Here is a 13,506-nt window from a genome sequence, read left to right as displayed (position 1 = left end):
TACGCTCGTCACATGAGCGCTTCGAACCCCGGCCATCCCGAAGGCGTCGGCGGCGGTCCCCTCGTCGACGGGCCGCACGACCCCGAGCACGACCCGCGGGCGTCGTACGTCCTCGAGCCGGACGAGGTCGCCGCCCTCACCGAGCGGGTCCTGGCCACCTCCGGGGAGACCGTCTCGGTGACCTCGCCGTTGACCGGCGCGCCCCTGGCCAACATCCCGCAGTCGAGCGCTGCCGACGTGGCCGAGGCCTACCGCCGGGCGCGCGTCGCACAGGCGGCGTGGGCGCGGACGCCGATGGAGCAGCGGGCCGCCGTGATGCTGCGGCTCCACGACCTGCTGCTCGAGCGGATGCCGGAGCTCCTCGACATCATCACGCTGGAGAACGGCAAGGCGCGCAAGCACGCCTACGACGAGGTCGCGCACACGGCGCTGACCGCGCGCTACTACGCCCGCATGTCCGGCAAGCACGTGATGAGCGAGCGGCGCGGCGGCGTGATCCCGCTCGCCACCCGGATCGACGTCAACCACGTCCCCAAGGGTGTCGTCGGCATCATCTCGCCGTGGAACTACCCGCTGACGATGGCGCTGTCCGACGGCCTCCCCGCGCTCATGGCCGGCAACGCCGTCGTCGCGAAGCCCGACGCGCAGACCATGCTCACCGCGCTCATGGGCGTGAAGCTGATGGACGAGGCCGGCTTCCCCCGGGACCTCTGGCAGGTCGTCGCCGGCCCCGGCCGCGAGCTCGGCCCCGCGATGATCGAGCGGTCCGACTACATCTGCTTCACCGGCTCCACCGCGACCGGCAAGCTGATCGCGAAGCAGTGCGCCGAGCGGCTGATCGGCTGCTCGCTCGAGCTGGGCGGCAAGAACCCGCTCCTCGTGCTGCGCGACGCCGACGTCCAGCGGGCGGCGGAGGGGGCGGTCCGGGCGAGCTTCTCCAACGCCGGCCAGCTGTGCGTCTCCACCGAGCGGCTCTTCGTCGCCGACCAGGTCTACGACCGGTTCGTCGAGCGCTTCGTGGCGCGCACCAAGGCGATGAGCCTGGGCGCCACGCTCGACTGGGAGGTCGACATGGGGCCGCTCATCTCGGCCGACCAGCTCGAGACGGTGGTCGCCCACGTCGACGACGCGATGGCCAAGGGTGCGCGAGTCCTGGCGGGTGGCAGGGCACGGCCCGACCTGGCGCCGTACTTCTACGAGCCGACGATCCTCGAGGGCGTGACCCCCGACATGACCTGCTTCGGCAACGAGACCTTCGGCCCGGTCGTGTCGCTCTACCGGTTCCACGACGAGTCCGACGCGATCGCGCGCGCCAACGACGGCGAGTACGGCCTCAACTGCGCGATCTTCAGCCAGGACGGCGCCCGCGCCCGGGCCGTCGCGCGGCAGATCAAGTGCGGCACCGTCAACATCAACGAGGGCTTCGGCGCCACCTTCGGCAGCCTCGCCGCTCCGATGGGCGGCATGCGCGAGTCCGGGATGGGCCGCCGCCAGGGCGAGGAGGGGATCCGCCGCTACACCGAGACCCAGTCGGTCGGCACCCAGCGGTTCATCAAGCTGTCCCCGCAGTTCGGCCTCAGCGCGGAGCAGTACGCCAAGGTGCAGGTGCTCGGGCTGAAGATGCTCAACAAGCTGGGAAGGGCGTGAGCATGTCGGTCGAGAAGGGTGCCGGGTTCGACTACGACGTCCTCATCATCGGCTCGGGCTTCGGCGGCTCCGTCTCGGCGCTCCGGCTGACGGAGAAGGGCTACAAGGTCGCGGTCCTCGAGGCCGGGGCCCGGTTCAACGACGAGGACCTCCCGGAGAACGGCGCTCAGGCGCGCAAGTTCCTCTTCCGGCCCGAGCTCGGGTTCTACGGCATCCAGCGCATCGACCTGGTCAACGACTGCTTCATCCTCGCCGGGGCCGGTGTCGGCGGCGGCTCGCTCGTCTACGCCAACACGCTCTACGAGCCGCTCGACCCGTTCTACCGCGATCCGTCGTGGGCGAAGATCACGGACTGGAAGGCGGAGCTGGCGCCGTACTACGACCAGGCGAAGCGGATGCTCGGCGTGGTCGAGTACGCCCGCATGACGCCGGCCGACAAGGTCATGAAGCAGGTCGCCGAGGAGATGGGGGTCGGCGACACGTTCCACCCGACGCCGGTCGGGGTGTTCTTCGGCGGTCCCGGCCAGCCCGCCGGGACCGAGGTCGACGACCCGTACTTCGGGGGCGCCGGCCCGAAGCGCAACACCTGCCTCAACTGCGGCGAGTGCATGACCGGTTGCCGCCACAACGCCAAGAACACGCTGGTCAAGAACTACCTCTACCTCGCCGAGCAGAACGGCGCGGTCATCCACCCGCTGACCACCGTCACGGACGTCCGTCCGCTCCCCGACGGCGGCTACGAGGTCACGGCCCGCTGGACCAAGGCGAAGGCGTCGCGTCGTACGGCGGTCAAGACGTTCCGCGCCGAGCAGGTGGTCTTCGCGGCGGCCGCCCTCGGCACCCAGCGCCTCCTCCACCGGCTCAAGGCCGAGGGCTCGCTGCCGAACATCTCGGACCGGCTCGGCATCCTGACCCGGACGAACTCCGAGGCGATCCTCTGGGCGACGGCCACCGACGACGAGATCGACTGGACCGAGGGCGTGGCGATCACGTCGTCGTTCCACCCCGACGAGCACACCCACATCGAGCCGGTGCGCTACGGCAAGGGCGCGAGCGTGATGCCGTTGATGGCGACCGTCCTCGTCGACGAGCTGACCGAGGAGCCGCGCTGGCGCACCTGGGCGAAGGAGCTGTGGAAGGGGCGGCGCAGCCTCAAGGACATCTACAGCCTGTCGAGCTGGTCGCGCCGTACCGTCGTGGCGCTCGTCATGCAGACCCTGGACAACTCGATCACGACCGTGTGGCGCCAGCGTGGCCCGATCGGCTACATGTCGTCGACCCAGGGCCACGGCTCGCCCAACCCGACCTACATCCCCGTCGCCTACGACGCGGTCCGCCGGATGGCGCGCTTCATGAAGACGAAGTCGGTGTTCGGCAGCGTCGGCGAGCCGCTGGGCAGGCCGCTGACGGCCCACTTCATCGGCGGCTGCACCATCGGCGACAGCCCGGAGACGGGCGTGATCGACCCCTTCCAGCGGATCTACGGCTACGAGGGCCTCCACATCGCCGACGGGTCGGCGATCTCCGCCAACCTGGGAGTGAACCCCTCGCTGACGATCACCGCTCAGGCGGAGCGGGCCATGTCGTTCTGGCCCAACAAGGGCGAGGTCGACACCCGGCCGGCCATGGACACGCCGTACCAGCGCATCCAGCCCGTCGCGCCGAAGCAGCCCGCCGTGCCCGATTCCGCTCCGGGCGCCCTCCGGCTGCCCATCGTCGGCGTCTCCTGAGGGCCGGGCTTCGTAAAAAATCATTCAGACGGAGTCGTGAACGGGCGTAACCCGCCCCGAGACCCGTCGTTGATCGAGTCGAGCCCGGGGATTCACGCTCCCTCCCGAAAGCCTGGGCTCGGTTCAGGCACTGTCCAGCAGCTGCTTGGACGATCAGGGCCCGACCACCCTCCCTCCCCGGTCGGGCCCTGGTGCTTTTTCACCGATACGATTCGCCCATGACGGCGCCTGGCAACACTGAGCACGACCTGGTCCTGGTGGTCGACTTCGGGGCGCAGTACGCCCAGCTGATCGCCCGGCGGGTGCGGGAGGCGCGGGTCTACTCCGAGATCGTGCCCCACACGATGCCGGTGGCTGAGATGGTGGCGAAGGGGCCGAAGGCGATCATCCTGTCCGGCGGGCCGTCGTCGGTCTACGAGCCGGGCGCGCCGGGCCTCGACCCGGCGATCTTCGAGGCGGGTACGGCGGTCTTCGGGATGTGCTACGGCTTCCAGCTGATGGCGCAGGGGCTCGGCGGCACGGTCAGTGCGACCGGTGCGCGCGAGTACGGCCGCACCCGGGTCCACGTCGGCCACGCCGGCACCCTGCTCGGCGGCGTTCCGACCGAGCACAACGTGTGGATGTCCCACGGCGACTCGGTGACCGCGGCGCCGGAGGGCTTCGAGGTGCTCGCCTCGACGACCGTCACCCCGGTCGCTGCGTTCGAGAACGTCGACCGCGGCCTCGCCGGCGTTCAGTGGCACCCGGAGGTGCTGCACTCCGAGCACGGCCAGAAGGTGCTCGAGCACTTCCTCTGGGACATTGCCGGCTGCCGGCAGACCTGGACCATCGGCAACATCGCGGAGGAGCAGATCGAGCGCATCCGCGAGCAGATCGGCCCGGACGGCCGGGCGATTTGCGGGTTGTCCGGCGGCGTCGACTCCGCCGTCGCGGCGGCGATTGTGCAGAAGGCGATCGGCGAGCGCCTCACGTGCGTGTACGTCGACCACGGGCTGATGCGGAAGGGCGAGACCGAGCAGATCGAGCGCGACTTCGTCGCTGCCACCGGCACCAGGTTGGTCGTCGTCGACGCGGAGAAGCAGTTCCTCGAGGCGCTGGCGGGGGTGACCGACCCGGAGACCAAGCGCAAGATCATCGGCCGCGAGTTCATCCGCACGTTCGAGGCGGCCGAGGTCGAGATCATCAAGAGCTCGCCCGAGGGCTCGAAGGTGAAGTTCCTCGTCCAGGGCACGCTCTACCCCGACGTCGTCGAGTCGGGGGGCGGCGAGGGCGCGGCCAACATCAAGTCCCACCACAACGTCGGCGGCCTGCCCGAGGACCTCGAGTTCGAGCTGGTCGAGCCGCTGCGCACCCTCTTCAAGGACGAGGTCCGGCTCGTCGGCGAGCAGCTCGGCCTGCCGCCCGAGATCGTCTGGCGGCACCCGTTCCCCGGCCCCGGCCTCGGCATCCGGATCATCGGCGAGGTCACCCGCGAGCGGCTCGACATCCTGCGCGAGGCCGACGCCATCGCGCGGGCCGAGCTCACTGCGGCCGGCCTCGACCGCGATATCTGGCAGTTCCCGGTCGTGCTCCTCGCCGACGTCCGCTCGGTCGGCGTCCAGGGCGACGGCCGCACCTACGGCCACCCGGTCGTGCTGCGACCGGTCACGTCCGAGGACGCGATGACCGCCGACTGGGCCCGGGTGCCGTACGACGTCCTCGAGCGGATCTCGACCCGCATCACCAACGAGGTCCGTGAGGTCAACCGGGTGACCGTCGACATCACCAGCAAGCCGCCGGGCACCATCGAGTGGGAGTAGCTCCTCGGCCGGCGGGTCAGCCCACGCGCGACGCTCGAGCCACTGACGTCCGCCCCAGGACCCGGCCGAGCTGGACGCTCAGGCGGGGCGACGCACGGCTGACCTTCGCCATCCGGGCGACTGCCCGGTCCGACGCGGTCGAGATCGGGGCGTTGGGGGCCACGGCGTAGGCGGGGGCCGGGGCTGTTCGTGCACGGGAATGGCCGTCGCGGGCGGCGAGGAGCTGCCAGGTCCCGGGGACGCCCTTCAGCTCGTGCACCCCTCGGTCCTCGAACCCGATCGGTGAGCCGAGCACCAGGTCACGGACCGCTGCCGAGACGAGCACCTCGCCGCCTTGCGCCTTCGCGGCGATGCGGGCGCCGAGGTGCACGGCCATGCCGCCGAGGTCGTCGCCGAGCAGCTCGCACTCCCCGGTGTGGACGCCGGCACGGATCTGCACCCCCAGGTCGTCCGGTGCGTCCTGCACGATGGTCTGCGCCGCACGGATCGCCCGGGCCGGCCCGTCGAACCGGGCGAAGGCCCCGTCGCCCAGCGACTTCACGACCGTCCCGCCGGCGCGGCCCACCTCTCGGCGTACCAGGGCGTCGTGGCGCTCGAGGAGCGACCGCCAGCGGGTGTCGCCGAGGTCGGCCGCGAGCTCGGTGGAGCCCACGATGTCGGTGAACAGCAGGGTGACCAGCGCCCGGCTCGCCTCGTGAGGGACCTGAGCACCGGTGAGGAACTCCTCCAGGGGGTCCAGCACCGCGTCGGTGTCGCCGAGCCACGGCAGGTGGCTGGTGCCGGACAGTTGCAGCATCCGGGCGCCGGGGATGCGCTCGGCGATGTCGAGCCCGGCTTCGAGGGGGAGGGCCTCGCTCGTCCGGTGGAGCACGAGGGTCGGACACGTGATCGACGACAGCACGTGGGTCACGTCGATCTGCATCGCCGCCTGGATGAGCGCGCTCGCCATCGCCGGGCTGGCCGCGAGCCGCTCGAACAGGCCCAGGCTCTCGCGGGTGGCCGTGTCGTGGGCGAGCTCCGGTGCGAACAGGTCGAGCATCCGACCCTCGCCCCAGTGCTCGTGGATGTCGGCGAAGACCTCGAGCACGTCGTCCAGCTGGGGCACGAGGTGCGGGTAGTAGTCCTCACCCGGGAAGCGGGCGAAGCTGCCGAAGAGGGCGAGAGCGGTCGTGCGCTCCGGGTAGGTCGCGGCGAAGAGCATGCTCAGCGGCCCGCCTTCGGAGAACCCCAGCAGCGCCGTGTGCTCGGACCCGACCGCGTCGAGCACCGCGTGCAGGTCCTCCATGCGGTCCTCCATGGCCGGCAGCCCGGGAGCAGGGTCGGACAGCCCGGTGCCGCGCTTGTCGTAGAGGATCAACCGCGAGAACGACGCCAGCCGCTGCATGAACCGGGTGGTCTCCGGAAGCATCCACCAGAGGTCCAGGTGGGAGACGTAGCCGGGTGTCATCACCAGGTCGATGGGACCGTCGCCGACCACCTGGTAGGCGATCCGGACGTCGCCGTTGCGGGCGTACCCCGTCTTGGGCCGCATCGACCCCACTCCTCAGCTCGGCGGGAGAAACCGTGCGCTTCCCAGGATCGCCGCGCTGCCCGAGGAGCACAAGGAGTGCCCGCCGAAGCTTCGCCGGGCTCAGCCGTCGCGACCGGCCCGGAGCATCCCCTCGCGGTCGCCGACCTTGACCCGCGCACGGCCCTCGGCCTCGCCGAGCGCGACCTCGTGCTGGTCGAGGCGCTCCCAGTGCTCGAAGGTGGCGACGTCGACGTTGCGCTCGGCGAGATAGGCGTCGATGTCGCCCGGCTCGCGCAGCGTCGCGGTCTGCCCGGTCTCGGCGAGCAGGTGGCCGACGGTCTCTGCGGCGTCGCTCTTGGTGTGGCCGATGAGGCCGACCGGGCCGCGCTTGATCCAGCCGGTGACGAAGGTGCCGGGGATCGGGTCGCCGTCGAGGTCGAGCACCCGACCGCCGTCGTTCGGGATCACGGCGGCGCGCTCGTCGAAGGGGAGGCCGGGGAGCGGCGTGCTCCGGTAGCCCACGGCGCGGTAGACCGCCTGGACGTCCCAGTTGGTCACCTGGCCCGTGCCCTCGACGCTGCCGTCGCCGAGCGGCCGGGTGCGCTCGGTGCGGAGCGTCGTCACGCCGTCGGGTCCGCCGAGGATCTCGGTGGGCGCCTCGGCGAAGTGCAGGTGGATCCGGTGCGGCTTGCCGACCGGCTCGCGCCCGACCCAGTTGGCGAGGGTGTCGAGCACCATCTTCTGCGCCTTGTGCTTGCCGATGTGCTCCATGCCGTGGTCGTCCACGTCGAAGCCCTCGGGGTGGACGATCACCTCGACGTTGGGGGAGTGGTTGAGCTCGCGGAGCTCCAGCGGCGAGAACTTGGCGTACGCCGGGCCGCGGCGTGCGAAGACGTGCACGTCGGTGGTGGTCTTCGCCTTCAGCCCCTCGTAGACGTGGGCGGGGATGTCGGTCGACAGCATCTCGTCGGCGGTCTTCGCGAGGACCCGGGCGACGTCGAGCGCGACGTTCCCGACGCCGAGGACGGCGACGCTCTTCGCGTCGAGCGGCCAGGTCTGCGGGACGTCCGGGTGGGCGTCGTACCACGAGACGAAGTCGGCGGCGCCGTACGACAGCTCCTCGCCGGGGATCCCGAGGTCGCGGTCGGCCATCGCGCCGGTCGCGACCACGACGGCGTCGTAGAAGTCGCGCAGGTCCTCGAGCTTGACGTCCACGCCGTACTCGACGTTGCCGAGGAACCGGACCTCGGGCTTGGCGAGCACCCGCTGGAGCGCCTTCACGATCTCCTTGATGCGGGGGTGGTCCGGCGCGACGCCGTACCGGACCAGGCCGAAGGGGGCGGGCAGCCGCTCGAGGATGTCGACGGAGACGTCGGCCCCGGCCTCTGCGCTGGCCTTGGTGAGGATGTCGGCGGCATAGATGCCGGCCGGTCCGCCGCCTACGATCGCAACACGAAGAGTCATGTCCTCCAGTCTGGACACGGACGGCCGGCCACAGAACGAGGTTGGGGTTGTGGGGTCACAAGCCAACCTTGGGTAGCCTGTTGACTTGTGCTGGGATCCCATGTGCCGGAGCTGCGTGCTCTCGAGCTCCTCGTCGTCGTGTCCCGCACCGGAAGCCTGACCTCCGCGGCGGTCGAGCTCGGCATCACCCAGCAGGCCGCGTCCTCCCGGGTGCGGACCATGGAGTCGCTCGTGGGGGCGCCGCTCCTCGACCGATCGCGGCGCGGGTCCGCCCTCACGCCAACCGGTGAGCTGCTGGTGCAGTGGGCGACGCGGGTGCTGGAGGCCGCCGAGCAGCTCGACGCCGGCATCACCGCGCTCCGTGCCGACCGCCGCGGCCACCTCACGATCGCGGCGAGCCTCACCATCGCCGAGCACCTCCTGCCCGGCTGGCTGGTCGCGCTGCGGGCGCGGCAGGCACAGCTCGGCCTGGTGCCCACCGAGGTCACGATGACGGCCACGAACAGCGAGCGTGTGGCCGCCATGGTCGCGGCGGGCGAGGTCGACCTCGGCTTCGTCGAGGGACCGGAGGCGCCCGAGGGCCTGCGCCACCGGCTGGTCGGCACCGACACCCTCATCGTCGTCGTCGGGCCCGGCCACCCGTGGGCCCAGCGCTCGGCCCGGCGGGTCAGCGCGACGACGCTGGCCGCGACCCCGCTCGTCGTGCGCGAGCCCGGGTCGGGCACCCGGACCGTGCTCGCCCGGGCGCTCGAGGGGCTGCCGACCGCCCCACCCGCCCTCGAGCTCTCGAGCACGGCGGCCGTGCGCTCCGCTGTCGCCGCGGGCGCCGGACCGGCGGCCGTCGGCGCCCACGCGATCCGCGACGACCTCGCGACCGGACGGTTGGTGCAGATCAACGTCGCCGGCCTCGACCTGACCCGCCGGCTCCACGCCGTGTGGCTCGGCGGGACGCACCCGCCGGAGGGCCCGGCGCGGGACCTGGTGGCCTGGGCCGCCGGGGCCTCGACCGGCTCGACACCGAGCAGGCAGAAAACTAGAACGCGTTCCACTACGCTCGGGGTGTGAGCAAGGCGGAGTCGATGGCGCGGGTGACCGCTGCCTACCTCGTCGCGTTCGGTACGGCGACCGCTTGGCTGGCCTGGGGGCCGGACACCGGCCGGCTGTGGCTCGATGCCCTGGTCGCCGACGTGATCGCGACCGTGGTCGTGTTCGCCGCCAGCCGGTGGCACCACAACTCGAGCTTCTACGACCCCTACTGGAGCGTGCTGCCGCCGTACCTCGCCGTCTACTGGGTCGTCGCGAGCAGCGGGGCGGGCGACGACGCCCGCACCTTCCTGGTGCTGGCCGTGGTCTTCCTCTGGGCGGTCCGGCTCACCGCCAACTGGGTGGTCGGGTTCCCCGGCCTCCACCACGAGGACTGGCGCTACCCGATGCTCCGCGACCGGGCGGGGCGGCTCGAGCTGCCGGTCGACTTCTTCGCGATCCACCTGGTCCCGACGTTCCAGACCTTCCTCGGGGTGGTGCCCGTCTACGTCGCCGTCGCACGGCCCGGGCGCGAGCTCGGCTGGCTCGACGGCGTCGCGCTGGTGGTCGGCGTCGGAGCGGTGGCCCTCGAGCTGGTGGCGGACGGCCAGATGCGGCGGTTCATCCGCGACCGTGAGCCGGGCGAGGTGATGGACCGTGGTCTGTGGGGCTGGTCGCGTCACCCCAACTACCTCGGCGAGATCGGCTTCTGGCTCGCGCTCGGCCTGTTCGGGATCGCCGCCTCCCCGGGCGACTGGTGGTGGCTGCTGGCCGGCACGGCGGCGATGCTCGCGATGTTCCTCGGCGCCAGCATTCCCATGATGGAGAAGCGCAGCCTGGAGCGGCGCCCGTCGTACCAGGACGTCATCGACCGGGTGCCGATGCTGGTGCCGCGTCCGCCGCGGCGCGCGCGCTCGTGACCCGGCCGCAGGTGGTGGTCGCCGGGCTCGGCGACAGCGGCCTGCTCACGGCGATCCACCTCGCGCGGCACGTCGACGTCGTCGGTATCTCGGCGAAGCCGGGCCTGGTCAGCGGCCAGGAGCTGGGCTTGCGGCTCGCTCGGCCGGAGGAGTGGGCGCGGGAGTACTGGACGTCGTTCGACCGTTACCGCCGCCTCGACCGGGTCCGGACCGTGCACGGCACGCTCGGCGGTCTCGACCTCGACGCGCGCCAGGTCGCCGTGACCCTCGCCGACGGGACCGCCGCCGTGGAGACGTACGACGTCCTCGTCATCGCCACCGGCGTCAGCAACGGCTTCTGGCGCCGTCCGCACCTGCAGACCGAGGCCGAGGTCGCCGCGGACCTCCGCGCGGCGCACGAGCGGCTGGCCGCGGCGGACGCGGTCGTGGTCGTCGGCGGCGGTGCGGCGGCGGTCGGCAGCGCGCTGAACGTCGCGGCGCGCTGGCCGGACAAGCGGGTGGACCTGTGCTTCCCGGGTGACCGGGGTCTGCCGCGGCACCATCCGCGGGTCTGGGGGCACGTGCGCGGCCGGCTGGTGGAGGCCGGCGTCCGGCTCCACCCCGGGCATCGCGCTGTCACGACCGACGGGGCCGCTTGCGACCGGATCACCGCGGGGCCGGTCTCCTGGTCCACCGGTCAGGCGCCGATGCCTGCGGACGCGGTGCTGTGGGCGGTCGGGCGGGTGCGCCCCAACAGCGGCTGGCTGCCGGGCGAGCTGCTCGACGACGGCGGGTTCGTCCGGGTGGACCCGACGCTGCAGGCCCCGACCCGTCCCGAGGTCTTCGCCATCGGGGACGTCGCCGCGACCGACCCGCTCCGGTCGTCCGCGCGCAACCGGGCGGACCGGCTGCTGGCCGCCAACATCCGCGCCCACCTCGCCGGGAAGCCGCTGCGCTCGTTCCGCGCGCCGCGCAGCCGCTGGGGATCAGTGCTCGGCCCGCAACCCGACGGGCTCCAGGTGTTCGCCCCGTCCGGGCACCCGTTCCGCTTCCCGGCCTGGTCGGTGCGGCACGTGCTGCAGCCGTGGATCGTCCGGCAGGGGATCTACAAGGGCGTACGCCGCGAGACGTGAACGGTCCGCGGGGCCGGCGAGCTCTCGCCGGCCACCGCGGACCGTGCTACCGCCTCACAGAGGCGTTCCCGACCTCTGGCTGGTGTCAGGTGAAGATGCTGACTCCGCCGGGACCGACCAGCAGCCCGACCACGATCAGCAAGATGCCCCACAGCAGCTCCCCGCGGAACAGGCTGACGATGCCCGAGACCACCAGGATCACGGCAAGGATCCACAGAATGAACGCAAGCACTTTCCAACCTCCTGGTAGGTGACAGATCGTCCGACCTGTCGGGCCGGAGCGGTACCCGCTCGGCCTGAACGCAGACGTTCGGGGCGGGCCACCGGGCCGTTACAGGGGCTCCTCGGTGTCGTCCGGGATGACGTGCATGGCCGCCTCCTCGGCGCTGGCAGCGGCACCGTCGATCCCGACGTCGGTGCCCACCAGCCCGGCCTCGGTGTCCTCGTGGACGCCCTCGTCGGGCGCCACCAGTCGGCCGGCCCGCTCCGCTCCCACCTCGCCGTCGTCGAGGTCGCCGTCGACGATCGCGTCGGGGCCCAGGTCGGCCTCCGCGTAGGGATCGGGCTCGGGCTGCTCCTGGGCGAGCCGCTGCTCGAGGGTCTCGCCCTCGGCCTCCTCCTGCGGCGTGGTGCCGTGGTCCTGGGCGGTGGACCAGCGCTCGGGCGGGGAGTAGCCGCGGTCCAGGGAGTCCTCGACGTCGGGGTCGTCCAACGTGTCGGACGGCTGCAGCTGGTCCTCGTCGTCGATGCTGTAGTCGCCGTAGCTCTCGCGCTCCGGCTCCGGGGCGGGGTTCGGGTCGTCGCTGCTCATTCGTGAGGAGTACCCGGGCCTCGACCGGCCACACGGGGCGCCGACGCCCACTACCCTGCCTGCGTGGAGTCCCTCGCCCTGACCTTCTCCAGCGGTTGGGCCAGCGGGGTGAACGCCTACCTGGTCGTGCTCGTGCTCGGGATCGCCGACCGGGTCGGCGGCCTCGCGCAGGTCCCCGACGAGCTGGGGCGGTGGGAGGTGCTCGGCGTCGCCGCGCTGATGTACGCCTTCGAGTTCGTCGCCGACAAGATCCCGTACGTCGACTCCGCATGGGACGTCGTGTCGACCGTCATCCGGCCGCTCGTGGGTGGCGTGATCGGCGTCCTGCTCGCCGGCGACTCCGAGTCGATGAACGCGCTCGTCGGCGGCATCGTCGGCGGGGGCAGCGCGCTGGGCGCCCACTCGGTCAAGGCCGGCACCCGGCTCGCCGTCAACAGCGTGCCGGAGCCCTTCAGCAACGTGGCGGTCAGCTCGGCCGAGGACGTGGTGGTGCTCGTGGTCGTGTGGTTCGCGATCGAGCACCCCTACATCGCGGCCGGGATCGCCGGCACGCTGCTGGTGGTCGGCCTCGTGGTGCTGTGGTTCGCGATCCGCCTGGTCAGGCGCGGGTGGCGCCGGTTCCTGGCCTGGCGGGAGCGCCGGAGGAGCCGGCAACAGGCTTGATAGCCTCGCCAGGCCCACGCACCCGGACCGAGAGCGACCCACCACCCCCATGACCGGCATCCCTGGCGCCAACTCACGGGCGGTCCTGGTGGCGTGCATGCCGAAGAGTGGCTCGACATTCCTCTCGGCCGCGCTGTCCGCGATGCCCGGGTTCCGGCGCGAGCACGTCGTGCCGTCGTACGCCCGCCGGGAGCAGGAGCTCAGCGAGCCGGAGATCCAGCGCGCGTTCGCCGCGACGCAGGTCCTGCGGCGCGCGTTCGACCAGGGGCAGATGGCGAGCCCGCACCGGCCGCGCGCCTGGGTCGCGCAGAACCACGTCAAGCACAACGCAGAGACCCAGGCACTCATCGACCGCTACCAGATCGTGCCGGTCTGCCTGGTGCGCAACATCTTCGACATCGTGGTGAGCCTGCGCGATCACGTCGTCAACGACTCCCCGCTCACTGCCGCCGCCTACATCGACGAGTCGATGGTCAGCTGGGAGCCGGAGCGGATGTACGAGTTCCTCGTCGACCTCGCCGTGCCGTGGTACATCCACTTCTACGTCAGCTGGGTCAAGGCCGAGCACAAGGTGCTCGTCACCTACGAGGACCTCATCGCCGACCCGCACGGCCAGCTGCGGCGGATTCTGAAGTTCGGCCAGCTGCCGTGGAACAACGACGCGATCGCCGAGGCGCTCGAGACGGTGGCCGGCGGGGTCAACGTGCGCAAGAACGTCGGGACGACCGGCCGGGGCGACGCGATCCCCGTCGAGCTGAGGGCCCGCGTCGAGCGCTTCTGTCAGTACTATCCGGACGTTGACTTCGGGCCGATCGGAATCGGATGAG

12 protein-coding genes are annotated in these 13,506 nt (G+C 71.7%); 8 read left to right on the top strand and 4 right to left on the bottom strand.

Features of this window, described 5'->3' with window-relative positions:
- Positions 1-12: 12 nt before the first annotated feature.
- The 3 genes from F0U47_RS07260 (at position 13) to guaA (ending at position 5,176) form a co-directional block, all read left to right on the top strand.
- Positions 13-1,647, top strand: coding sequence for a succinic semialdehyde dehydrogenase (locus tag F0U47_RS07260; RefSeq protein WP_149749654.1), 1,635 nt, complete (start codon positions 13-15; stop codon positions 1,645-1,647).
- A 2-nt stretch (positions 1,648-1,649) separates the two neighbouring features.
- On the top strand, positions 1,650-3,377 hold the full coding sequence (locus tag F0U47_RS07255; protein ID WP_149749653.1) for a GMC oxidoreductase: 1,728 nt from the start codon (positions 1,650-1,652) through the stop codon (positions 3,375-3,377).
- Between the two features lie 218 nt (positions 3,378-3,595).
- Positions 3,596-5,176, top strand: coding sequence for a glutamine-hydrolyzing GMP synthase (gene guaA / locus F0U47_RS07250; RefSeq protein ID WP_149749652.1), 1,581 nt, complete (start codon positions 3,596-3,598; stop codon positions 5,174-5,176).
- Between the two features lie 16 nt (positions 5,177-5,192).
- Here the strand turns inward: guaA and F0U47_RS07245 are convergent, their stop codons facing one another.
- Positions 5,193-6,707, bottom strand: a complete 1,515-nt coding sequence (locus F0U47_RS07245; RefSeq protein WP_149749651.1) for an adenylate/guanylate cyclase domain-containing protein — start codon at positions 6,705-6,707, stop codon at positions 5,193-5,195.
- 99 nt (positions 6,708-6,806) lie between these two features.
- On the bottom strand, positions 6,807-8,150 hold the full coding sequence (locus F0U47_RS07240) for an FAD-dependent oxidoreductase (RefSeq protein WP_149749650.1): 1,344 nt from the start codon (positions 8,148-8,150) through the stop codon (positions 6,807-6,809).
- A gap of 87 nt (positions 8,151-8,237) precedes the next feature.
- Here F0U47_RS07240 and F0U47_RS07235 point away from each other — a divergent pair, with 87 nt between their 5' ends.
- From F0U47_RS07235 to F0U47_RS07225, 3 genes are read left to right on the top strand one after another with little or no spacing between them, the layout of a single operon-like run.
- Positions 8,238-9,215, top strand: coding sequence for a LysR family transcriptional regulator (locus F0U47_RS07235; protein WP_223162688.1), 978 nt, complete (start codon positions 8,238-8,240; stop codon positions 9,213-9,215).
- Positions 9,212-10,093: a DUF1295 domain-containing protein gene (locus tag F0U47_RS07230; RefSeq protein ID WP_246159503.1), complete on the top strand. Its 882-nt coding sequence runs from the start codon at positions 9,212-9,214 to the stop codon at positions 10,091-10,093. Before F0U47_RS07235 ends, F0U47_RS07230 begins: the two co-directional genes overlap by 4 nt.
- Positions 10,090-11,205, top strand: coding sequence for an FAD-dependent oxidoreductase (locus F0U47_RS07225; protein WP_149749649.1), 1,116 nt, complete (start codon positions 10,090-10,092; stop codon positions 11,203-11,205). Before F0U47_RS07230 ends, F0U47_RS07225 begins: the two co-directional genes overlap by 4 nt.
- 85 nt (positions 11,206-11,290) lie before the next feature.
- On the opposite strand, the gene F0U47_RS21050 is transcribed toward F0U47_RS07225, so the two are convergent.
- Both F0U47_RS21050 and F0U47_RS07220 read right to left on the bottom strand, forming a co-directional pair.
- Positions 11,291-11,437 carry a GPGG-motif small membrane protein gene (locus F0U47_RS21050; RefSeq protein ID WP_188111207.1) on the bottom strand — a complete coding sequence of 49 codons (147 nt, stop codon included), beginning with the start codon at positions 11,435-11,437 and terminating at the stop codon, positions 11,291-11,293.
- Positions 11,438-11,536: 99 nt separating this feature from the next.
- The gene (locus F0U47_RS07220) at positions 11,537-12,016 is read right to left on the bottom strand and encodes a DUF5709 domain-containing protein (protein ID WP_149749648.1); all 480 of its coding nucleotides are present in this window, start codon (positions 12,014-12,016) and stop codon (positions 11,537-11,539) included.
- Positions 12,017-12,079: 63 nt separating this feature from the next.
- On the opposite strand from F0U47_RS07220, the gene F0U47_RS07215 reads away from it, so the two are divergent.
- Both F0U47_RS07215 and F0U47_RS07210 read left to right on the top strand, forming a co-directional pair.
- Positions 12,080-12,679 carry a DUF4126 domain-containing protein gene (locus F0U47_RS07215; protein WP_149749647.1) on the top strand — a complete coding sequence of 200 codons (600 nt, stop codon included), beginning with the start codon at positions 12,080-12,082 and terminating at the stop codon, positions 12,677-12,679.
- A 49-nt stretch (positions 12,680-12,728) separates the two neighbouring features.
- Positions 12,729-13,505 (top strand): sulfotransferase, encoded by a 777-nt coding sequence (locus F0U47_RS07210; RefSeq protein WP_149749646.1) that lies wholly within the window; start codon positions 12,729-12,731, stop codon positions 13,503-13,505.
- The last annotated feature ends 1 nt before the right edge of the window (position 13,506 follow it).

The organism is Nocardioides antri, from assembly GCF_008373765.1.
Classification (GTDB): domain Bacteria; phylum Actinomycetota; class Actinomycetes; order Propionibacteriales; family Nocardioidaceae; genus Nocardioides; species Nocardioides antri.
The sequence above is the reverse complement of the archived record's forward strand: the minus strand, read 5'-3'. Positions and strand labels throughout refer to the sequence as shown.

Excerpts from the sequence above, each read along its gene's own strand:
- F0U47_RS07260 (WP_149749654.1), top strand. The coding sequence starts at position 13 with ATGAGCGCTTCGAACCCCGGCCATCCCGAAGGCGTCGGCGGCGGTCCC.
- F0U47_RS07255 (WP_149749653.1), top strand. The coding sequence starts at position 1,650 with ATGTCGGTCGAGAAGGGTGCCGGGTTCGACTACGACGTCCTCATCATC.
- guaA (WP_149749652.1), top strand. The coding sequence starts at position 3,596 with ATGACGGCGCCTGGCAACACTGAGCACGACCTGGTCCTGGTGGTCGAC.
- F0U47_RS07245 (WP_149749651.1), bottom strand. The coding sequence starts at position 6,707 with ATGCGGCCCAAGACGGGGTACGCCCGCAACGGCGACGTCCGGATCGCC.
- F0U47_RS07240 (WP_149749650.1), bottom strand. The coding sequence starts at position 8,150 with ATGACTCTTCGTGTTGCGATCGTAGGCGGCGGACCGGCCGGCATCTAT.
- F0U47_RS07220 (WP_149749648.1), bottom strand. The coding sequence starts at position 12,016 with ATGAGCAGCGACGACCCGAACCCCGCCCCGGAGCCGGAGCGCGAGAGC.
- F0U47_RS07210 (WP_149749646.1), top strand. The coding sequence starts at position 12,729 with ATGACCGGCATCCCTGGCGCCAACTCACGGGCGGTCCTGGTGGCGTGC.